This is a genomic window from Pleomorphomonas sp. NRK KF1 (assembly GCF_023721755.1).
GTDB lineage: Bacteria > Pseudomonadota > Alphaproteobacteria > Rhizobiales > Pleomorphomonadaceae > Pleomorphomonas.
In genome coordinates this window covers 1-20,092 of record NZ_JAMDLH010000011.1, presented here as the reverse complement: position 1 = coordinate 20,092, position 20,092 = coordinate 1, and the positions used below count along the sequence as shown (strand labels likewise).

The window sequence follows — 20,092 nt, the reverse complement described above, 5'->3', positions numbered from 1 at the left end:
CTGCGGTCAGTCATGGTGCGCGAAAGTCAGGTCCCTCACGGGGCCTTTTTTATTGTCCCTCATTCCGAGGTATCAGGCGATGACACGGCAGATGACAGGCGCGGAAATGGTCATCCAGACACTGGTCGACCAGGGCGTCGACACCATTTTCGGCTATCCCGGCAGCGCGGTGCTGCCGATCTTCGACGAGCTATTCCAGCAGGAGGAGGTCCGCCATGTCCTCGTCCGCCACGAGCAGGGTGCGGGACATGCCGCCGAGGGCTATGCCCGCTCCACCGGCAAGGTCGGCGTGGCGCTCGTCACCTCCGGGCCCGCCATTGCCAACATGGTGACGGCGCTGGCCGACGCTCGGGCCGATTCCATCCCGATGGTGTGCATCACCGGCCAGGTTCCGACGACGCTGATCGGCACGGACGCCTTCCAGGAGGCGGACACGGTGGGTATCACGCGGCCCTGCACCAAGCACAACTGGCTGGTGCGCCGCATCGAGGACCTGCCGGGCATCCTGCACGAGGCCTTCCGCATCGCCACCACCGGACGTCCCGGCCCGGTGCTGGTCGACATCCCCAAGAACATCCAGTTCCAGACCGGCACCTACGAGAACTGCAAGGACAAGGCGCTGACGCAGTATCACCCTGCGGTGAAGGCCCCGGACGCGGCCATCCGCGAGGCGGTCGAGCTGATGGCGGCGGCCAAGAAACCGATCCTCTATACGGGCGGCGGGGTCATCAACTCCGGCCCGAAGGCGGTGGCGCTCTTGCGCGAGTTCGTCAAGATGACCGGCTTTCCGATCACCTCGACGCTGATGGGCCTCGGCGCCTATCCCTCGTCGGGCAAGAACTGGCTCGGCATGCTCGGCATGCACGGCACCTTTGAAGCCAACCTCGCCATGCACGACTGCGACGTGATGGTCTGCATCGGCGCGCGCTTCGACGACCGCATCACCGGCCGCATCGATGCCTTCTCGCCCAATTCCAAGAAGATCCACATCGACATCGATCCATCGTCGATCAACAAGACCGTCATGGTCGACCTGCCGGTCGTCGGCGATGTCGGACAGGTGATCGAAGACCTGATCGCCGCCTGGACGGCCCGCAAGCCGGTGCAGGACAAGGCGGCGCTTGCCGCCTGGTGGAAGCAGATCGACGCTTGGCGGGCGAAGAAGTGCCTGGCCTATCGTCCGTCGGCCGAGGCGATCATGCCGCAATATGCCATCGAGCGGCTCCATGCGCTGACGAGGGGGCGCGACACCTACATCACCACGGAGGTTGGCCAGCACCAGATGTGGGTGGCGCAATACTACGGCTTCGACCAGCCCAACCGCCTGATGACGTCGGGCGGGCTCGGCACCATGGGCTACGGCCTGCCGGCGGCCATCGGCACCCAGCTCGCCCATCCCGGCTCACTGGTGATCAATGTGGCGGGCGACGCCTCGATCCAAATGAACATCCGGGAACTGTCGACGGCGGTGCAGCACAACGCGCCGGTCAAGACGTTCATCCTCAACAACCAGCATCTGGGCATGGTGCGGCAGTGGCAGAAGCTCTTCCACGGCAACCGGATCAGCCATTCGACCACCGACGCGCAACCGGACTTCGTGCGCCTCGCCGAAGCCTATGGCGCCGTTGGCATCCGCTGCTCGAAGCCATCGGAACTCGATGACGCTATCGAGGAGATGATCCGCATCGACCGCCCGGTGCTGTTCGACTGCCGCGTGGTCAACCTCGCCCACTGCCTCCCGATGATCCCGGCGGGCAAGGCGCACAACGAGATGCTGCTGGGCATGGACGAGGAGAACGAGACGGTCGGCGGTGGCGCCGACAAGGTTCCGGCGTGAGGCGCGACGATGGCATTGGAACTCGATCATCTGTTCGTTTTCGTCGAGCCGGACGAAGCGGCGCCGGGCGGCCGCGCGTTCGAGGCTCTCAAGGCGCTCGGGCTCGAACCGTCGTTCACGCGCCGGCACGTGGGGCAGGGGACGGCAAACGTCTGCTACGCCTTCGACAACGCCTATCTCGAGCTCTTCTACGTCCTCGACGAGCGCGAGCTCGAGGCGACGTCGCTCGGCCGTGCCGACTTTATCGCCCGGGCGGCGTGGCGGGAGACCGGCGCCTCACCCTTCGGCATTGCTTGCCGAGGCGAGATGCCGGGAGATAGCTGGGTCTACGGCAACCCCAGCTTCCCACCGGGCGTATCGATCACCATCTCGACGGAAGGCGACGATCCGGCGATGCCGCTGGCGTTCACCTCGCCCGGCAACGCACCGCCGTCCGAATGGACCGACGGGCGGGCAGGGCGACGACAAACGGCGGCCGGCTTCACGCGCCTCACCATCGAGCGCCTGACGCTGTCGAAGGTGCCGGTGGCGGGCGACGCCCTCGATGCCTTCCACCGTGCCGGCCTCGTCGAGGTACTGGAGATCGCCGAGGGCGAGCCCGAGATGCTGATCGGCCTGGCCCCTGGCCGGCGGCTCCGCGTGCCGGCGTTCATCCCCACCTGATGGTTGCTTGTGCCATACGGGCTTGGGGATTATCGTCGCGCGTCCCAACGTAGGCCCTTGCGATGTCTCACACCAAGCTCTCCGTCAACGTCAACGCCATCGCCCACCTGCGCAATCGGCGCGACCTGCCATGGCCGTCGGTCGCCGGTCTCAGCCGCATCGCGCTGGAAGCGGGCGCCGCCGGCATCACGGTGCATCCGCGTCCGGACGAACGGCACATCCGCCATACCGACGTGTTCGCCTTGCAGGAGATGCTGAGGACCGACTGGCCCGGCCGCGAGTACAACATCGAGGGCTATCCCACCGAGGACTTCCTGAAGCTCTGCGAGGCGGCCCGCCCCGATCAGGTGACGCTGGTGCCGGACATGCCCGGCCAGAACACCTCCGATCACGGCTGGGACTGCGTCGCCAACCAGTCCTTCCTGTCGGACGTGGTGCGGCGCATCCAGGGCGAGGGCATGCGCGCCTCGATCTTCATCGACGCCGATCCGACGCAGGCGGCGGCCGCCGCGCTCACCGGCACGCGGCGTATCGAGATCTACACTGGACCCTACGGCCATACGTTCGATCCCAACGAACAGCGGGCGCGGCTCGAAGAGGTGGCGATGACCGCCGAGGCGGCGGTGAAGCTCGGCATGGCCGTCAACGCCGGCCACGACCTGACGCTCGACAACCTGCCGCCGCTGGTGAAGCGGACCCCGCACATCGCCGAGGCATCGATCGGTCACGCGGTAATCGCCGATTGCCTTGTTTACGGCATGGCCGAGACGGTGCGCCGCTATCGCTGCGCGCTGGGGGATTCGGACGCGTGATGGCGTCTGATATCTTTGATGCGCCCCATTCTGCCTGAGGTCCTGCGCCTGCGCGCAGGATGACAGAATTATATAATTGAAACAAATGTCTAGCTGTCATCCTGCGCGCAGGCGCAGGACCTCGTGCAGGAAGGGGCAAGGGGGGCGATATAGCGCTCCCCTCGCAAAGTTGCCCTTACTCCGCTGCCGCCTTCATCTCTCCAGCCAGCGCGAAATCCACCGCCGCGTTCGCATGGATCGTCGTGCTGTCGAAGCCGGGCAGAGGCAGCTTCTCGGGGTCGAGCAGCAGGCAGATTTCGGTGCAGCCGAGAATGACGGCATCGCACCCGTCCTCATCCTTGGCCTTGGCGATCAGGTCGAGGAAGGCGGCGCGGGACTCGTCGCGGACGACGCCGGCGCACAGCTCGTCGAAGATCACGTCGTGAACCACGGTGCGGCCGGCCTCACCGGGCGTGGTCATGGCAAGGCCGTGGGCAGCCATGCGGCGGGCATAGAAGCCGTGTTCCATCGTGTAGCGCGTGGCGAGCAGCAGCGGCCGGCGAACGCCGGCGGCGGAGAGCGCCTTGGCCGTCTCGTCGATGATGTTGAGGAGCGGAATCTTGACCGCTTCGGCGACCTCGTCGGCGACGAGGTGCATGGTGTTGGTGCAGATCAGCACGCAGTCGGCGCCGGCCCGCTCAAGCCCCTGGGCCGCTTGGCCGAGATGGGCCGCGGCGGCGTCCCAGCGGCCGGCCTTCTGCAGGTCGACGACGTCCTGAAAGTCAACCGAGTGCATGACCAGCCTGGCCGAGTGCAGGCCACCCAGGCGGGTCCGCACCGCCTCGTTGATCATCTGGTAGTAGACGGCGGTGCTCTCGAAGCTCATGCCGCCGATGAGGCCAATGGTGCGCATGACAGTTCCCCTTGTCGCGATGGCCGATCATAGCTCCGATACGGCGCAAGGCGTTTGCAAGCGTCTGCGCTTGATGATGCGCACGCGCAATTATCTGGCGCTATCACGTCAGATCGTGCAAAATGGGCGCGCCGTACTCTGTGGATGAGGGAATCTAGGGCGCATGCTCGACGAACGCGATCGGAAGCTCCTGGAGCTCCTGCAATGCGACGCCGGCCTGTCGGTGGTCGATCTCGCCGACCGGGTAGCGCTGTCGGTGTCGGCCTGCTCGCGGCGCATCCAGCGGCTGGAGGCCGAGGGTTATATCGCCCGCCGCACGGTGGTGCTCGACCGGGCTAAGCTCGGCGTGCCGACCACCGTCTACGCCTTGATCCGCACCGCCCATCATTCGGCGGAGTGGATGGAGCGCTTCGCCGCCGTCATCGCCGACATCCCCGAGGTGGTGGAGGCGCACCGCCTCACCGGCAATGTCGACTACATCCTGAAGCTGGCGCTGCCACGCGTCGAGCACTACGACGTCATCTACAAGAAGATCGTCCGCAAGGTTGAACTGTTCGACGTCAGCGCCGCCATCTCCATGGAAACGCTGAAAGACGGAGCGCCATTGCCTGTCGACTATGCGAGCTGAACGTCCGTGCCCTGAGCTGGCGAGGCGCTGCGCAGCTGTCACTTCCTGACGGATGGATCGGGCACTCTCCCGTCGGGAGAGAAAAATGATCGGTCTTTACGATATTTCCGTGCCGGTGTTCGCCCGCTATCTGGAGCGGCTCGACGGGCTCGTCATCATCACGGCGGCCCATGCCGCCGATAGCGATTTGCCGGAAGAGGCGCTGCTTCAGTCCCGCCTCGCGCCGGACATGTTGCCCTTCGAGGCGCAGGTGCGGATCGCCGCCCGGTTTTCGCTCCGGGCGCTCGGCCCGCTGGTGCCGCGCTTGCCCGATCTCCGGTTCGAAGAGGCTGCGTCCTTCGCGGCGCTCAGGGATGACATCGCCGCCGTCTTCTGGCCGCTGTCGCGCCTGACGCCCGACGATCTCGACCAGCGAGACACGGGGATCGTCACCGATCGCGCCGGTCTCGCCGACATCGAACTGCCGGCGGCGCGCTTCATTGTCGAGTACGCGCTGCCCAACATGCTGTTTCACCTCACCACCGCCTACGCCATCGCCCGCTGGGAGGGCGTGAAGCTCGGCAAGGCGGATTTCGACGGGTGGCACAGGTACTAGACTTCCGCTTCTGGGTTACTCTAGCGTCGTTATTGTGAGCCCAAATAGTCTGCGGCTGACATGTCAATGAAAGCGGAACGAAAGTGCAGAGCATGAGACTTTGGAAAGAAGTCGCCCTCGTAGGGCTCTTCCTCCTGGCGGCTCCCCAACAGAGTTTTGCCGACTGGCCGGGTCTTCTGGAGGCCCCTCCAGGGTTTAACAATCTTCCCTTTTCGCTTCCGGCGGGTGACGCACACTGGTGCTACAATCTTCGCCGCGAGCTCAAGCCAGTTTTGAAGGAAGAAGCTTCATTCTTGTTTGAAGGGCAGAAACGCTACCTCGCCGAGCTCCTAGCCAGCGGTAGTGCGAAGATCTTTCGCTTGCCGCACTCAGACGTTGCTGTGGTGGCACGGCGCGGTTGTGGTGAAGTTTGCAAGGTCGATATTGTGATAAGATCTACTTATAACTTTGAGATATATCATAATGTTACGGTTGGAAATCGCGCCTCGGTCGAGGTGAATACAAGTAATGATGACTGGAAGTCGCGTTTTGGGTTTGTTGCGGCAATACATGATCTTAGGCGTAACGGAAAAAAGTCAGCCTTTGTCTATCAGATGAGCCGAAGCGCCAGCCGAACCAAGGCCAAGGATAGCGTCGAGTATGGCTTCGAACCGGAAAAGTATGACGATTGTCAGACAAAGTGACGCAGGGCGCGCGCCCCTGCATCACACGTCATCTGGATGGGCCGCTCACTCCGGCCCGATCATCCGCTCCGGCCGCACCAGGGCGTCGAACTCGGCATCCGTCACGTAGCCGCCGCCGACGGCTTCCTCGCGCAAGGTGGTGCCGTTCTTGTGGGCCGTCTTGGCGATCTTGGCGGCGGTGTCGTAGCCGACCTTGGGGGCCAGCGCGGTGACCAGCATCAGGGAGCGGCCGAGGGCGGCCTTGATGTTGTCTTCGCGCGGCTCGATGCCGACGACGCAGTTGTCGGTGAAGGAGATGGCGGCATCGGCGAGCAGCGTCACCGATTGCAGGAAATTGTAGGCCATCACCGGATTGTAGACGTTGAGTTCGAAGTGGCCCTGGCTGCCGGCGAAGGTCAGCGCGGCGTGGTTGCCGAACACCTGGACGCAGACCATGGTCAGCGCCTCGCACTGGGTCGGGTTGACCTTGCCCGGCATGATCGACGAGCCCGGCTCGTTCTCCGGCAGCGACAACTCGCCGAGGCCGGAGCGCGGGCCGGAGCCCAGAAGGCGGATGTCGTTGGCGATCTTGAACAGGCTGGCGGCGACAGTGTTGAGGGCGCCGTGGCTCATCACCATGGCGTCGTGGGCGGCCAGCGCCTCGAACTTGTTGGGCGCCGAGGTGAAGGAGTGGCCGGTCAGCTCGGCAACGCGGGCGGCGATCTTCTCGGCGAAGCCCTTGGGGGCGTTGAGGCCGGTGCCGACGGCGGTGCCGCCCTGGGCGATCTCCATCAGCATCGGCAGCGTCTGCTCGATGCGCTTGATGCCGTTCTCCACCTGCTTGGCGTAGCCGGAGAACTCCTGACCAAGGGTCAGCGGCGTGGCGTCCTGGGTGTGGGTGCGGCCGATCTTGATGATGTCGGCCCAGCTCTTCGCCTTGGCGTCGAGCGCCTTGTGGAGGTGGTGCAGCGCCGGCAACAGCTTCTCGATCACCTCGGAGGCGGCGGCGATGTGCATGGCCGACGGGTAGGTGTCGTTGGACGACTGGCTCATGTTGACGTGATCGTTGGGATGCACCGGCTTCTTGGAGCCGAGCGTGCCGCCCAGGATCTCGATCGCCCGGTTGGAGATCACCTCGTTGGCGTTCATGTTGGTCTGGGTGCCGGAGCCGGTCTGCCAGACGACGAGCGGGAAGTGGGCATCGAGCTGACCGTCGATCACCTCCTGCGCCGCCGCGACGATGGCCTCGCAGAGCTTGGGATCGAGCTTGCCTAGATCGCGGTTGACCTCGGCGGCGGCGCGCTTGAGGACGCCAAGCGCCTTGACGATGGCCTTGGGCTGCTTCTCCCAGCCGATCTTGAAGTTGCCGAGGGAGCGCTGCGTCTGGGCGCCCCAATAGACCGATGCGTCGACGTCGATGGGACCGAAGGTGTCGGATTCGATACGGGTGGACAAACGCGAACTCCCCTGTCTTGCCTGTCGTCCGAGGCGGCGGGACGTTAGGCGATTTTCATCAGGGATTCCACCCATGCCCGAGGAGAAAGGCGGCCGCTTCACCGAAATGTGGTTGTGACGGGGAGGCGCTTGACAAGGGGCGCGGCTGGAACTAGAACACGGGAACCGTACCGTACGGTACATTCATTTCGACCTAGCGACAGAGAGCGACCGCCTCATCATGGAGCCCTTCACCCCCCGCCAGAATGCCGTGCTGGAATGCGCGCTGCAGCTCTTGGTCGCCGGTGGCGAGCGGGCGTTGACCACCGCCGGGCTTGCCCGTGCGGCCAACTGCTCCAAGGAGAGCCTCTACAAGTGGTTCGGCGACCGTGACGGGCTGCTCGCGGCGATGATCACCTACCAGGCGAGCAAGGTGAGGACGCCGGGGCCGCGCGACAGCATGCCGACGCTCGACGATTTCAGTCGCAGCCTTGTGGTGTTCGCCGAGGATCTGATGGGCGTGCTGGGCGGCGACGTGTCCCTGGCGCTCAATCGCCTCGCCATCGGTCAGGCCGACCGCGACGGCGCCCAGCTTGGCGCGCTGGTGCGCGAGCATGGTCGGTTGCCGATCGAGACCCGCGCCCGCGCCCTGCTCGAACTGGGCCGCCGGCACGGCTACCTCAAGTTTTCCGACACGCACGAGGCCTATGAGACGCTCTACGGCCTTATCGTGAGGGACAATCACGTCCGCATGCTGCTCGGCGAGTCGCCGGCGGGCCTTTCGGAAGATCGGCCGCGGCGGGCGCGGCTGGCAATCTCGCAGTTTTTCCGTCTCTTTGGGCACGGCGCCCAGGACATCGAGTAACCCGATTTCATCTGTGAAATGGCGGCCGGCGGGGGTCGGCCGCTTCAAGAACGCCAGTGGCGAGGAAGGACAACAACATGCGTGTCTATTATGATCGTGATGCCGATCTCAACCTGATCAAGGGTAAGAAGGTCGTCGTCGTCGGCTATGGCTCCCAGGGCCGCGCCCATGCGCTCAACCTCAAGGACTCCGGCGCCAAGGAGATCGTCATCGCCCTGCGTCCGGGTTCGGCGACGGCCAAGAAGGTCGAGGCCGACGGCCTGAAGGTCATGTCGGTGGCCGACGCCGCCAAGTGGGGCGACTTCCTGATGATCGCCACGCCGGACGAACTGCAGGCCGACATCTACCGCGACGAGATCGCCCCGAACATCCGTGACGGCGCCGCCATCGCCTTCGCCCACGGCCTCAACGTCCACTTCGGCCTGATCGAGCCGAAGGCGACCCTCGACGTCGTCATGATCGCCCCGAAGGGCCCCGGCCACACGGTGCGCGGCGAGTACCAGAAGGGCGGCGGCGTGCCCTGCCTCGTCGCCGTGGCGCAGAACGCCTCGGGCAACGCCCTTGAGCTGGCGCTCTCCTACGCCTCGGGCGTTGGCGGCGGCCGTTCGGGCATCATCGAGACGACGTTCAAGGAAGAGTGCGAGACCGACCTGTTCGGCGAGCAGGTCGTCCTCTGCGGCGGCCTCGTCGAGCTGATCCGCAACGGCTTCGAGACGCTGGTCGAGGCCGGTTATGCGCCGGAGATGGCCTATTTCGAGTGCCTGCACGAAGTGAAGCTGATCGTCGACCTCATCTACGAGGGCGGCATCGCCAACATGAACTACTCGATCTCCAACACCGCCGAGTGGGGCGAGTATGTCTCCGGCCCGCGCATCATCACCTCGGAGACCAAGGCCGAGATGAAGCGCGTGCTGAACGACATCCAGTCGGGCAAGTTCACGTCCGAATGGATGCAGGAATACAAGGCCGGTGCCGCCCGCTTCAAGGGCATCCGCCGCAACAACGACAGCCACCAGATCGAGGCCGTCGGCGAGAAGCTGCGCGCCATGATGCCGTGGATTGCCAAGAACAAGCTGGTCGACAAGGCTCGCAACTGATCGCGAGTTGGCAACGCCTGTTCTATGCCTTTACAGCGCTCGTCCTGTTCGAGCGAACACAAGGTTCGGGATAGGTAGCCGTGTCATTTCTAGATGAACGAAGCCGGAGAGCCTCGGGTTCTCCGGCTTTCTTGCGTCTGCTCGGAGCTGGCTGCTCCCGGGTTAGCCTTTCGGTACGGTCTACGGGTTTTCCCGCGAATTGCAGGTTGCATCTACAACCTTTGTTCAGCAATGCAACCAAAAAGCGCTCTCTGGCTAAATATATCGCAAAACGAATATTCCACCTGTTAACAACTCGGCAATGGAAACATTTCTATTCTTTGGAGAAGCAGCCAAGACTGCCTAGTTCCAGGACCGCGAGAAAATGAAAATCCAAGGAAAGCTCTACTCGATCGTCGCCGTGCTGGGTGTCATCGCCATCGGCGTGGCGCTGCTCGGCATCCGTCTCATGCAAGGCTACAACGAGCAGGTCGATGCCTTCCAGTTGGCCTCGCAGCGCGCCTATGACGGCGAGCATCTCAACCGGTTGATCACCGCCGTGGTGATGGATTCACGCGGCATTTATGCCGCAAAAGATGTCGAGAAGGCCAAGCCTTTCGCCGATGGTATCGTCAAGAGCCTCAAGGCGATCGATGACCTGCTGGTCGAATGGTCGTCGCGCGTGCCAGACGATCGCAAGGCGGCGTTCGATGCGGTGGTGGCCAAGGCCAAGGAGTTCAAGACCTTCCGCACCGAGACGGCCCGCCTGGGCATCGAGGAGTCGCCGGCCGCCGCCAACGAGCAGGGCAACAACGACGCCAATCGCAGCAACCGCAAGCAGTTGCAGGCCGACGTCGACAAGCTGGTCGACCTCGACCGTCAGGATCTCGACGCGGTGCGCGCGTCGATCCACGATTATTTCGTCGCCGGCCGCCAGACTCTGATCATCTTCGCCATCGTCGGCATCCTGGCCGGCATCGGTATCGCTTCATGGATCGGCACGGCCAAGATCGCCGGCCCGCTCAAGCGCGTCAACGGCGCGCTCGCCGGTCTCACCCAGGGCAACATGGACGTTTCCATTCCCCAGAAGATCGGTCGCGACGAGATCGGCGTTCTGTGGAGCACCGTTGGCACCTTCCGCGACACGCTGGTCGAGACCGAGCGGCTCAAGGCGGCGCAGGCGGACGCCGAGGAGCAGCGCCGCATCGAGCAGAAAGCGCTGCTCGACAGGCTGGCTCGCGAGTTCGAAGCGGAAGTTGGTGAGGTGCTCGCCACCGTGACCCAGACCGCGCAGTCGACGCTCAAGGCCGCCGAGGTGATGGTTGCCGACGCCGAGGAAACCTCCGGCCGATCGATGGCCGTGGCCAGCGCCTCCGAGCAGACCTCCGCCAATGTGCAGGCCGTGGCCGGCGCATCGGAAGAACTGTCGTCGTCGATCGCCGAGATCGGACGGCAGATCGGGGAGGCCTCGACCTTGATCGGCGCCGCCGTCGAGCAGGCCCGCCTGACCGACCATGACGTGCGGTCGCTGGCCGACAGCGCCTCCAAGGTCGGCACTATCGTCGCCATGATCCAGGCCATTGCCGAGCAGACCAACCTCCTCGCCCTCAACGCCACAATCGAGGCGGCGCGGGCCGGCGAGGCGGGACGCGGCTTCGCCGTCGTTGCCTCGGAAGTCAAGGCGTTGGCCAGCCAGACGGCCAAGGCTACGCAGGACATCGAGGCGCAGATGGGCACCATCCAGGGCGCCACTCAGCAGTCGGTGGAGAAGATCGCCGATATCTCCCGCCGCATCGCCGAGCTCGACCACATCACGTCGTCGATCTCCGGCGCCGCCACCCAGCAGAATGCGGCGACCGGCGAGATTGCCCAGAACATCTCCGAGGCGGCCGTGGGCGCCGCCGAGGTGGCGCAGACCATCGTCGGTGTCCGCACCACCGCCGAAAAGAGCGGCGCCGCCTCGCGCGATCTCCTCGATCGCATGTCGCACCTCGCCAAGCAGTCGACGGCGCTGGAGCAGAAGGTGGCGGCGTTCGTCGGCACCATCCGCGCCGCCTAGACGGACCTGCCCCAGGTCATCTCCGCATTGCTTCGATCCCCGTCGGTCTCCGGCGGGGATTTCGTTTGGTCAGGAGCGGTTCGGTCACGCGCGCATCGCGCCGTTCGGGCTCGTGACGGGCAGCCGATAGGTGAGGGGTTCGGTGGAGAGGCGCGTTTCCATCCTGATGTCCATTACATCCATGCGGTCCGCTCCGTGGCGACGAAGGTGCCCAAGGAGCTGGCCGGGCGGCCAAGAATGTTGGGTACTTCAGGTGAAACCCGAGCCTCGGACCCATGCGAGATAGCCGTATCCATCGCGGCAAGAACGCGGGCATAGGCCGGTTTCATGCCTGAGGCTACGAAACGGTCGGCGAGTTGATCCTCCGTCAACCGGACATGCTCGATCCGCTTGCCGGTGGCAGCGCCGATCATGTTTGCGACATCGTCGTAGCTGAGCGACGCCGGGCCGGTCAGGATCGCGTCGCGGTTAAATGGGGTCGGGCTCGTTAGTGCTTCCACGGCCACCGCAGCGATATCACCCGCGTCAATGAAGGCGATGCGGCCGTCGCTCGTCGCCGAGTACACACGACCTTCGTTGCGTATGGTCTCCAGGTGCTGCTGTTCGGAAAAATTCTGCATGAACCAGGTTGGTCGTAGCACCGTCCATTCCGGCGCGTGCTCTTCGAGGTAAGCGTGAACGGAGCCCATCATCGGCCCGCCCTTGGGCAGTGAAGACGCGCTGAGCAACACGAGACGCCGGACGCCCCGCCGCAGCGCTTGTTCGAGGAACGGTCGCATCGCCTCCAGCGGTTCGGCGACATTGGATGGCGCAAGCAGGTAGATGGCAGAAACATCGTCGAGCGCAGTGGCGAAGGTGGCCGGATCGGCCCAATCGAAACGATGGTTGGCGCCGGCGCCCGTTCTCGAAACCGGCCGCACCGCCCGTCCGGCGGCTGAAAGTAGGGCGGTGATGCGGCGGCCCGTCTTTCCGGTTCCCCCGGTGATCAGGGTCACGCTCATTTCGGGCCGTCCTGCAACAGAGCATCGCCCAGGGCGGCAAGTCCCACGAGGGGATTCCAATAGTCGACATAGCGGGCAATCTTGCCGTCCTTCAGCGTGATGACGGAAATATAGCGCTGGTTATAAGGCTGACCGGTCTTGAGTCCGCGTCCAATGCATCCGAATTCCAGAATGGCGACGTTGGGGTTCTGCGTCAGATGCACGGTTGGCTCCGTCAAGGAATCGATCGCCATCACGCCACGGAAGCCGTCGAGATAGGCGGCCAGAGCCTCGCGTCCCTCGACGCGGGTGGTTCCGTCGGGGGGAGCATAGGGGAACTCCATCACCCCATCAGGCGCCATCATTTCCACGAAGCCGTCAGCCTCCTGATCGACCAGAGAGCCGAGCGCTCCCTTGAGCATGTCGGAAAAGCTCGAGAGGTTGATTGCCTTTTCTGCCACTTGCTCCTATCCCCATCATCGATGGAACGGATACGTTCCGTCGCAACCGATATATGGAGTGTGCGGATGGAACGCAACCGTTCCGACGAAAAAAAAGACAAGCGCCGTCGGACGCCGAGTGGCGCCGCCATCATGCAGGAGAGGGTGACGCGGGCGATCGAACGCGCCGTATTCCGCGAGTGGGCAGCCACGGGATACGCGGCTCTCAGCATGGAGGCCGTGGCTCGTCGCGCCGGTGTCGGCAAGGCTGCCCTCTACCGGCGTTGGCCGTCGAAACTGGCCATGGTGTCGGACGTGATCACCCGCGTCGATCTGTTACTGGCCAGCAAGGTTGAGGGAAGGACGCTGCGGGATGATGTTGCGGCATTGCTCCGGCAGGTGCGGCGCATGTTGCGCAACCCGCTGGTGGCGCGAATCCTGCCCGATCTCCATGCCGAAATGCCGAGGAATCTCGATCTCGCGGCCGCTATCCGTTCCAATGTGCAGGTTAACCGGCGTGCGCGTGCCGAGGAGATACTTGAAAGGGCGATCATGCGTGGCGAACTGCCTGTCGACATCGACAAGGATTTGGCGATCGACATGCTGGGTGCGCTTCTCTACTGGCGGATGATCGTCATCCATCAGCCAGCTGACGACGCTTATCTCGACCGGTTGACCGATTTCGTCTTGCGAGCCCTCGGCGTCTCGATCGGGCATTGACTTCGGTCCAGACGAGCGCTGGCTCTTTCTCAGATAGGACGCACAACACGCTGGCGTCTTATTGCACGACTACTCTACGGTTCGATTCCATTGGTCTTCGCGGAACCTCCCATGCTCTACGACATCACCGACATCCGCCTTCGCCTCAGGCCCGGCGCGTGGCCCATCGCCGACGAGATGCGTCCCAGGATCGACGCGCATTGGGCGGCGTGCATCGCCGCCAACCCGCATCTCTGGAACGGTCGCGTGCTGGGCACCATCGCGCCGGGCGAGCCGGGCGGCATCGCCATTGACGGCGGCGTGCTGACGGGAGAGGCGGTGGAAGGCGATTTCGCCGGGTTCCTCGCCTGGCGCGATTGGGGCTTTCCGGAGATCGGCATCCGCAACCTGTTCGGCTCGGCGCTGGTGCTGTCGTCGGATGGAGCGCTGATCCTCGGCAAGATGGGCGCGACGACGGCCAATGCCGGCAAGATCTATCCGCCGGGCGGCAGCCTGGAGCCGTCCGACGTCGATGCCGACGGCAATGTCGGGGTGATGGCGTCCATCGAGCGGGAACTTCGCGAGGAAACGGGGCTGAGTGCCGCCGACGCGGTGACGGACGGTATGCTGGCCGCCTTCGACGGGCCGCGCGTGTCGATCGGGCGGGTGTTCCGGTTCCCGATGCCGGCCGAAGAACTCGTCGCCGTCATCATGGCCGAGCTCGACCGGCAAGAGGACCGCGAGCTGGAGCGGGTCATCGCCTTCCGCTCCGTCTCGGAACTCGATCGTCCGGAGGTCACCTGCTACAGCCGGGCCTTCGCGGCCCGACTTCTGGCGGGATAAAGAACCGCCCGCCTGGAGGTCGCGGCGGGCGGGGGAGGTACTGCGATCTGCCTGGGGTGGTGGCTTTTCCTGTCAGCCGCCGAAATACGGCGACTGGCAGGGGCGCAGGTTTCCGCGGTTGTCGACCCACGTATTGTCGTAAGGATTGTAGGAGCGATAGCGCCCCGAGCACCAGGCCTGATGCTCGCTCGGCGCCGCCGCGTAGACCGGGGCCGGCTGCCGATAGACGACAACCGGAGCCGGCCGGTAGACGACGGGCGGCTCGTAGTAAACGGGCGGAGCCGGCTCGTAATAGACGGGCGGCGGAGGCGGCGAGGCCAGCGCGGCGCCCAGGATGGCGCCTCCGAGCAAACCGATCGCGCCAGCGGCGGCGACGTCGCCGCCATCGTAGCGATGGTGCCTGTGATGATAGCCATCCGCCAAGGCCGGCAGCGCCAGCGAGGACAGGACGGCGGCGATGGCGACAGGGGCGGCAATCCTAGACAGCCTGGACATTTCACGTCTCCACGCCCGGTCGTCGAAGCTTGACGCACCGGTGCATCCTTTCCGTTAGTCATAGCTGGTAATTTTGGTCGCATTTTGGAAGGGGCGTGGTGAAATTCGGGTGATAACCGACGTGGACTAAAACCGAAGTCACCACTATGGTGGCCGGCACCCGTGCGCCTCAGGAGAGAACCAAGTGGCTCGTCGATATGCGATTCTCGATGTTTTCACCGCGAAGGGACTGACGGGCAATCCGCTGGCGGTCGTGCTGGATAGCGCCGGCCTCGACAGCGCCGCCATGCTGGCGATCACCAAGGAATTCAACCTGTCCGAAACCGTGTTCGTGGAGCCGCCGTCGCGGCCCGGCACGTCGGCCAGGATTCGCATCTTCACGCCCGGGCGCGAACTGCCGTTCGCCGGTCATCCCACCGTTGGCACGGCCGTGCTGCTCGCTCACGAGCGACTGCAGGGAATCGAGCGCGAAACCGACGCCATGGTCGTTCTGGAAGAGCAGGTGGGTGTCGTCCGCTGCGGCGTCACCATTTCGCCGGAACGATCGGGCCGTGCCGTGTTCGACCTGCCGAAGCTGCCCGAAGAGCGGCCGTTCCATGGCGACGTGGGGCTCGCCGCCTCGGCGCTGGGGCTGAGCCGGGGCGATATCGGTTTCGAGAATCACGTGCCCTGCGTCTTCGACGGCGGCGGTCCGGTGTTCGTCTTCCTGCCTCTGGCCGGCCTCGATGCCATGCGCCGCATCCGCGTCGACAAGTCGCTGTGGGCGGGCGCCTTCGGTTCCGCCGAACTCGACCTGTTCGTCTATACGCGCGAGGTGGTGACCAACGGCCACGACTTCCATGCCCGCATGTTTGCGCCGCATCTCGGCATCGGCGAGGACCCGGCCACCGGTTCGGCCGCCGCCGCCTTCTCGGCCGTGGTGCGCCGCTTCGACCGGCCGGCCGATGGCGAGCATCAGCTCGTCATCGAGCAGGGCTTCGAGATGGGACGGCCGAGCCTTATCGAGCTCGAGATCATCATCGAGAAGGGTAAGCTCACTGGCGGTCGCATCGGCGGCGAGGCGGTGATCGTCGGGCGCGGCGAACTCTACGTCTGACGCCGGATTATCGGATCGATGGCAAACGCGGCGGCCCGAAAGGTGCCGCCGTTTGTTTTCGTGCGACCGCGCGGGGTCTCGCTCGAGTGAGTCTCAGGTGTGGAGTGATCTCGTCTAATATTTTGAAAACAAAGGATTTTCATTTTTTTCGCCTAACAGACCGAAAAGAGCTTGCGCCCGATCTCTGCCATGGTTATAAGCCCGCCATCGCTTCCGGACGACACCAACGTCCGGCGAGAAAAGTGGGCGCGTAGCTCAGTTGGTAGAGCAGCTGACTCTTAATCAGCGGGTCTACGGTTCGATCCCGTACGCGCCCACCACTTTTCCCAAGATAATCAACAATTTGCCTATAGTTCTCTGATTCCAGGCCAAGAGGTCTAGGCCACCGAGTTTTTGGTGCTTCTCGGCCTTGCGGCGTTCTGGATGGCCGCCAACAATGTGTCTAGTCCGGCAATCGGGACGCCGCTCTCGTGCTCCTTCAGGATGCCGATGATCTGCTCTTCGCTGAAGCGACTACGCTTCATGTCCTGATCCTCTCAATGGGCCAGAACGAACTTCAAACCGGATTATGCTCGTTGCGCTTGATCCGGAGTCTTCCGGCTCAAGCGGGTTTCGGTCTGACCGGCCGCTGGCCGGTCGGGCGCCTCCGCTTTCGTCGGGTTTCGCCCAAAAGGTCAAAACCCGACGAAAGCGGTATTAGGCCGAAGGGGCAACGTCAACTTGGCGAGACCTGTCGTCAAACTCCGGCATCCATGGCATTCTTGAATCCCGCGAGTGAAAGGGGGAGTGCGACAGGCTGACGCTGCGCATCGACGAAGCTGAGCGTCGCCGGCTTGTCGGAGGTCTTCATGGCGCTGACAGTCGCATCGTCGAGATTGGTCTGCGCAAAGCAGACCTGGACGCACTGTTTGAACTCGATCTTGAGCGGAGTCTTGGCACCGGGCACGCTGAGACTGACACCGTCCGGCAGCCAAACGCCCGGAGCGAGCTGAATGACGACTTGGATCGGTTCGGCCGGAGCGGGGCGACCGACGACGACGCGAGCGGCAACCCCCTTACCGTCGCCGGCGAGAACGGCTCCGGCTGCCTCGCACGTTTTGCCGCCGTCCTTGCCGACAACGCAATGCAGCTGCCAGTCGCGATAGAGCGCCGTGGTCGCCTGGGGCGTATCGGCATTGACGTCGTTCGCAGCGCCAGCAGCCTGAGCGCAAGCCGGGCCAAGCGCGGCCGGACCCATGACAGCGAGGGTGGTCGACATGAGCAGGAGAGCGGGGAGGGTGCGGGACTTCTTGTTGTTCATGTACATCACCTTTGAGATAAGAGGGAAGTAGCTGGGAAAGCGGTCAGAATTTGACGTCAAGCTGGCCAAAGACCGTCCAGTCTCCGGCCTTTGTCGAGCTGGCGTCGGTCATGGCCCGCCCGACGACGAGGCTACCGGTGACATGATCGGCGACGACCATATCGAGGCCAGTGCCAAGCGAGATCATCGTCTCGGAGGTCTTGCTCGAAAGATCCTCGCCCCAGGCAGCATCGGCGAATAGGTAAGGTGAGAAGCTTGCCGTGATCGGCGAGTCGGCCGGGGTGGAAAGCGTCGGCGCGCGCAACTCGTTGCGAAATATGACACCTTGATCCACCGCGACAGCGGAAAAGTCGTAGCCGCGCGAGCCGGAGGTGCCGCCGAGTGCCAGCCGTTCGGTGTCGGGCAGCGCCGTACTGGCGAACACGCCGGTGAGCTGATTGACAAGCGAAAAGCCATCGTTCCCCAAAAGCGGCGGCAACTGGGTGTGCCGCGTCAGGTTGACGACGCCGTAGAGGTAGGAGGCGTTGGTGACCCGGCCGTTGGTATAGCTCGACCACGCGGCGTCATCGGAGTTTGCAAGGGTAGCCCCAGGATTGGCGACGAGGCTTACATCGAACGCGGTCTGTCCATGGGAATCGCTGATGGTGTCGGTCCAGCCGAATGCGAACTCCATCAGCGCGGCGCTGCCGGAAGACACCTCAGAACCGGAATAGTAGACTTTGCGCTCAAGGCCCTTGAAAGTGACGACGCCGTAAAGATCGCCCCAGTAATGCCCTGGAAAAAGGTTCGAAACCGCTGTGCGGTAGGTGATCGGCAGCTCGAAGGTGAGGTTCTGAACCGAAGTGAGGGCGTCGATATCCTGTCTTGTTGCCACGAGGTTTGGTGCAAACTCAATCTCTTGACGTGCAAGGGTCGGGACAACGATCCGCGCCGCTTCGCTGAGGTAGGCCGGATAGTCGCCGTCGGAAAGCAAGAGGCGATCCGGATGCGCGATGAGATTGTCGCCGCCCGTCAAGAGCACAGACAGCGTCGCGCCGTTGGCCCACGGCAGGAAAACGCCGGCGCCTAGCGAGTAGCGCTGGAGGCCGGTGGCATTCGACCCGCTGTTCGACCAGCCCGCCGACAGCGTCCAGGGCTTGGCCTCGTCGACTTCTAGCGAAAGGTTGGAGAGAGCAATCGCCTCGCCGGGCGAGAAGACCGCGCCGACGTGGCGATAGGGATTGCGGTTAAGCCAGTCAATGTCTTCGCTGAGCTGGCTGCCGTCGATCGTATCGCCGTTCTTGAGGCGGATGCCCGCTTCGATCACGTCGGCGTCGGGTGGCGAGCTTCCATTGGTCCCGTCGACCCTGACTGTGCCGGCGCGGAAGGCTATCACCCTAAGCTGGATGACACCGTCGGTGATCTCCTGCGGCGGCGCCGTCACCGAGATGAACGGCATCCCGAACGAACGATAGACCGCGGCGACTGTCGCCTGCAACGCGGCGATCTCATGGGCGGAAAGAGGCTTGCCGAGGGCGGGGAGCAGCGCCGAGGCCAAGGCTGCACGCAACCCGCCCTTGCCTTCAGGCTGCGGAGCGGCTTCGACGATAACGCCGTCGGCGGGCTCGGCCAAGACCGCGTCATCCTCTCCGATCAAGGTGACGCCGACTAGGTCTACGCCATAGGGCGTGGTGTCGTCCGACCCGTAGGTCGCGGCGTCGATCGTGATCGCGCTCGGCCTCGGAGACGGCACAACGACCCGATGGCGTTCGATCGGGGCGCCTTGCGTCGCCGGCTGGGCCTGCCCCGGCGGTGACAGCACCATCATCAGTGCCGCGAGTACCGCCCTCCTGCACCCCAAAGTCCATCTCATGCGTTGCATTCAGCCTTTACCCCAATCTTTTTTAGCAACACCGGCTCCCCCGTCTCTCTAGCCAATTTCTCACGGCTCCCGTGCCTTACCTATCCGCCGTCGCTCGCCACATTGCAGGGATAGGGAATGCCGGCAGATGCCGCGCCGGCAACGCCCACGCTGCACGCCGGCTCGGCAAGGGAGGAAGCCGCTGACGCCTCACCATCGCCATCGTCGGCGAAGACGCCCAGGATGGCGAACGTCCCGGGAGCAAAGACCAGAGTCCTCGTTCCGGTATTGGTCTGCGAAGCTGCATCGTCTGGCATGCTGTCGCTGGAAACGGCACCCGTTATCATGTTGTAGGTATCGTAGACGGAGTTGTCGAAAGCGACATTGGAAGCCGGGGAAACCGATGCCGTGCGCAGTTGCGCTGAGGTCTCAGGCAGGACAAAGCTCAGTGTCGTCCCTGGTGTCGGACTGATGCGCCCCTGGGCGAAGGCGTTATGGTCCGGCTGGCTCGCGTCTGCGAACAGCCCAACCGCCAAAGTGATCGGGTTGATGGTCAGGGCTCCCGCGACATAGCTGATGTCGTAGTTGCCTGAGGTGAGGCCGGAGGCGGTGAGGGTGTAGCTGCCGGCGTTGGCCGCACCCTGAGACGTGCCGCCGTAGGTCAGCGTTCCGCCGAGCACCGACGCGGTCTCGCCATTGACCAGACCGGCGTAGGTGACGCCGTTGCCACCGGTGTAGGCGAGACCGTCGTAGGTCTTGGCCGCGCTGTTGGCGGTGACCGTCAGCGAGGCCTTGTTCACCGTCAGGGCTCCCGCGACATAGCTGATGTCGTAGTTGCCGGAGGTGAGACCGGAGGCGGTGAGCGTGTAGCTGCCG

General features: G+C 64.1%; 21 protein-coding genes and 1 tRNA gene. 13 read left to right on the top strand and 9 right to left on the bottom strand.

The annotated features are described in order from the left end of the window. The first annotated feature begins 91 nt into the window (after positions 1-91). The 3 genes from M4J39_RS21350 to M4J39_RS21340 all read left to right on the top strand — a co-directional run bounded on the left by M4J39_RS21350 (position 92) and on the right by M4J39_RS21340 (position 3,312). Complete coding sequence (locus M4J39_RS21350; RefSeq protein WP_251730612.1) at positions 92-1,837, top strand: acetolactate synthase 3 large subunit; 1,746 nt, start codon at positions 92-94, stop codon at positions 1,835-1,837. A 9-nt stretch (positions 1,838-1,846) separates the two neighbouring features. Further along, positions 1,847-2,500: a VOC family protein gene (locus M4J39_RS21345; RefSeq protein ID WP_251730520.1), complete on the top strand. Its 654-nt coding sequence runs from the start codon at positions 1,847-1,849 to the stop codon at positions 2,498-2,500. A 62-nt stretch (positions 2,501-2,562) separates the two neighbouring features. Continuing rightward, a complete protein-coding gene (locus tag M4J39_RS21340; protein ID WP_251730519.1) occupies positions 2,563-3,312 on the top strand; it encodes a pyridoxine 5'-phosphate synthase in 750 nt (249 codons plus the stop codon). Positions 3,313-3,487: 175 nt separating this feature from the next. On the opposite strand, the gene M4J39_RS21335 is transcribed toward M4J39_RS21340, so the two are convergent. Then, positions 3,488-4,204, bottom strand: coding sequence for an aspartate/glutamate racemase family protein (locus tag M4J39_RS21335; protein WP_251730518.1), 717 nt, complete (start codon positions 4,202-4,204; stop codon positions 3,488-3,490). 163 nt (positions 4,205-4,367) lie between these two features. On the opposite strand from M4J39_RS21335, the gene M4J39_RS21330 reads away from it, so the two are divergent. From M4J39_RS21330 to M4J39_RS21320, 3 genes are all read left to right on the top strand, one after another. Then, a complete protein-coding gene (locus tag M4J39_RS21330) occupies positions 4,368-4,832 on the top strand; it encodes an Lrp/AsnC family transcriptional regulator (protein ID WP_251730517.1) in 465 nt (154 codons plus the stop codon). A gap of 85 nt (positions 4,833-4,917) precedes the next feature. After that, entirely contained in the window at positions 4,918-5,427 is a 510-nt protein-coding gene (locus M4J39_RS21325) for a DUF1993 domain-containing protein (protein WP_251730516.1), read from the top strand. A gap of 92 nt (positions 5,428-5,519) precedes the next feature. Further along, positions 5,520-6,110: a hypothetical protein gene (locus M4J39_RS21320; protein ID WP_251730515.1), complete on the top strand. Its 591-nt coding sequence runs from the start codon at positions 5,520-5,522 to the stop codon at positions 6,108-6,110. A gap of 45 nt (positions 6,111-6,155) precedes the next feature. Here the strand turns inward: M4J39_RS21320 and fumC are convergent, their stop codons facing one another. Then, the gene (gene fumC / locus M4J39_RS21315; protein WP_371875499.1) at positions 6,156-7,619 is read right to left on the bottom strand and encodes a class II fumarate hydratase; all 1,464 of its coding nucleotides are present in this window, start codon (positions 7,617-7,619) and stop codon (positions 6,156-6,158) included. Positions 7,620-7,764: 145 nt separating this feature from the next. On the opposite strand from fumC, the gene M4J39_RS21310 reads away from it, so the two are divergent. From M4J39_RS21310 to M4J39_RS21300, 3 genes are all read left to right on the top strand, one after another. Next, positions 7,765-8,388 (top strand): TetR/AcrR family transcriptional regulator, encoded by a 624-nt coding sequence (locus tag M4J39_RS21310; RefSeq protein WP_251730513.1) that lies wholly within the window; start codon positions 7,765-7,767, stop codon positions 8,386-8,388. 77 nt (positions 8,389-8,465) lie between these two features. Continuing rightward, positions 8,466-9,485 carry a ketol-acid reductoisomerase gene (gene ilvC, locus M4J39_RS21305; RefSeq protein ID WP_251730512.1) on the top strand — a complete coding sequence of 340 codons (1,020 nt, stop codon included), beginning with the start codon at positions 8,466-8,468 and terminating at the stop codon, positions 9,483-9,485. 364 nt (positions 9,486-9,849) lie between these two features. Next, entirely contained in the window at positions 9,850-11,523 is a 1,674-nt protein-coding gene (locus M4J39_RS21300; RefSeq protein ID WP_251730511.1) for a methyl-accepting chemotaxis protein, read from the top strand. A 173-nt stretch (positions 11,524-11,696) separates the two neighbouring features. Here M4J39_RS21300 and M4J39_RS21295 read toward each other — a convergent pair whose 3' ends face one another. After that, entirely contained in the window at positions 11,697-12,524 is an 828-nt protein-coding gene (locus M4J39_RS21295; RefSeq protein ID WP_251730510.1) for an ergot alkaloid biosynthesis protein, read from the bottom strand. Next, on the bottom strand, positions 12,521-12,964 hold the full coding sequence (locus tag M4J39_RS21290) for a nuclear transport factor 2 family protein (RefSeq protein ID WP_251730509.1): 444 nt from the start codon (positions 12,962-12,964) through the stop codon (positions 12,521-12,523). Before M4J39_RS21290 ends, M4J39_RS21295 begins: the two co-directional genes overlap by 4 nt. 66 nt (positions 12,965-13,030) lie before the next feature. On the opposite strand from M4J39_RS21290, the gene M4J39_RS21285 reads away from it, so the two are divergent. Together M4J39_RS21285 and M4J39_RS21280 are read left to right on the top strand one after the other, a co-directional pair. After that, on the top strand, positions 13,031-13,663 hold the full coding sequence (locus tag M4J39_RS21285; protein WP_251730508.1) for a TetR/AcrR family transcriptional regulator: 633 nt from the start codon (positions 13,031-13,033) through the stop codon (positions 13,661-13,663). A gap of 111 nt (positions 13,664-13,774) precedes the next feature. Next, on the top strand, positions 13,775-14,485 hold the full coding sequence (locus M4J39_RS21280) for an NUDIX hydrolase (protein ID WP_251730507.1): 711 nt from the start codon (positions 13,775-13,777) through the stop codon (positions 14,483-14,485). Positions 14,486-14,557: 72 nt separating this feature from the next. On the opposite strand, the gene M4J39_RS21275 is transcribed toward M4J39_RS21280, so the two are convergent. Beyond that, positions 14,558-14,980 carry a BA14K family protein gene (locus M4J39_RS21275; protein WP_251730506.1) on the bottom strand — a complete coding sequence of 141 codons (423 nt, stop codon included), beginning with the start codon at positions 14,978-14,980 and terminating at the stop codon, positions 14,558-14,560. A gap of 184 nt (positions 14,981-15,164) precedes the next feature. Between M4J39_RS21275 and M4J39_RS21270 the strand changes: the two genes are divergently transcribed. Continuing rightward, a complete protein-coding gene (locus M4J39_RS21270; RefSeq protein ID WP_251730505.1) occupies positions 15,165-16,076 on the top strand; it encodes a PhzF family phenazine biosynthesis isomerase in 912 nt (303 codons plus the stop codon). 244 nt (positions 16,077-16,320) lie between these two features. Continuing rightward, a tRNA-Lys gene (locus tag M4J39_RS21265) sits at positions 16,321-16,396 on the top strand. A 57-nt stretch (positions 16,397-16,453) separates the two neighbouring features. On the opposite strand, the gene M4J39_RS21260 is transcribed toward M4J39_RS21265, so the two are convergent. From M4J39_RS21260 to M4J39_RS21245, 4 genes are all read right to left on the bottom strand, one after another. Continuing rightward, positions 16,454-16,600 (bottom strand): hypothetical protein, encoded by a 147-nt coding sequence (locus M4J39_RS21260; protein ID WP_251730619.1) that lies wholly within the window; start codon positions 16,598-16,600, stop codon positions 16,454-16,456. A gap of 212 nt (positions 16,601-16,812) precedes the next feature. Next, positions 16,813-17,376 carry an invasion associated locus B family protein gene (locus tag M4J39_RS21255; RefSeq protein ID WP_251730504.1) on the bottom strand — a complete coding sequence of 188 codons (564 nt, stop codon included), beginning with the start codon at positions 17,374-17,376 and terminating at the stop codon, positions 16,813-16,815. A 43-nt stretch (positions 17,377-17,419) separates the two neighbouring features. After that, positions 17,420-18,988, bottom strand: coding sequence for a ShlB/FhaC/HecB family hemolysin secretion/activation protein (locus tag M4J39_RS21250; RefSeq protein ID WP_251730503.1), 1,569 nt, complete (start codon positions 18,986-18,988; stop codon positions 17,420-17,422). A 329-nt stretch (positions 18,989-19,317) separates the two neighbouring features. Next, on the bottom strand, positions 19,318-20,092 hold a 775-nt coding region (locus M4J39_RS21245; protein WP_251730502.1), incomplete at its 5' end, for an MBG domain-containing protein.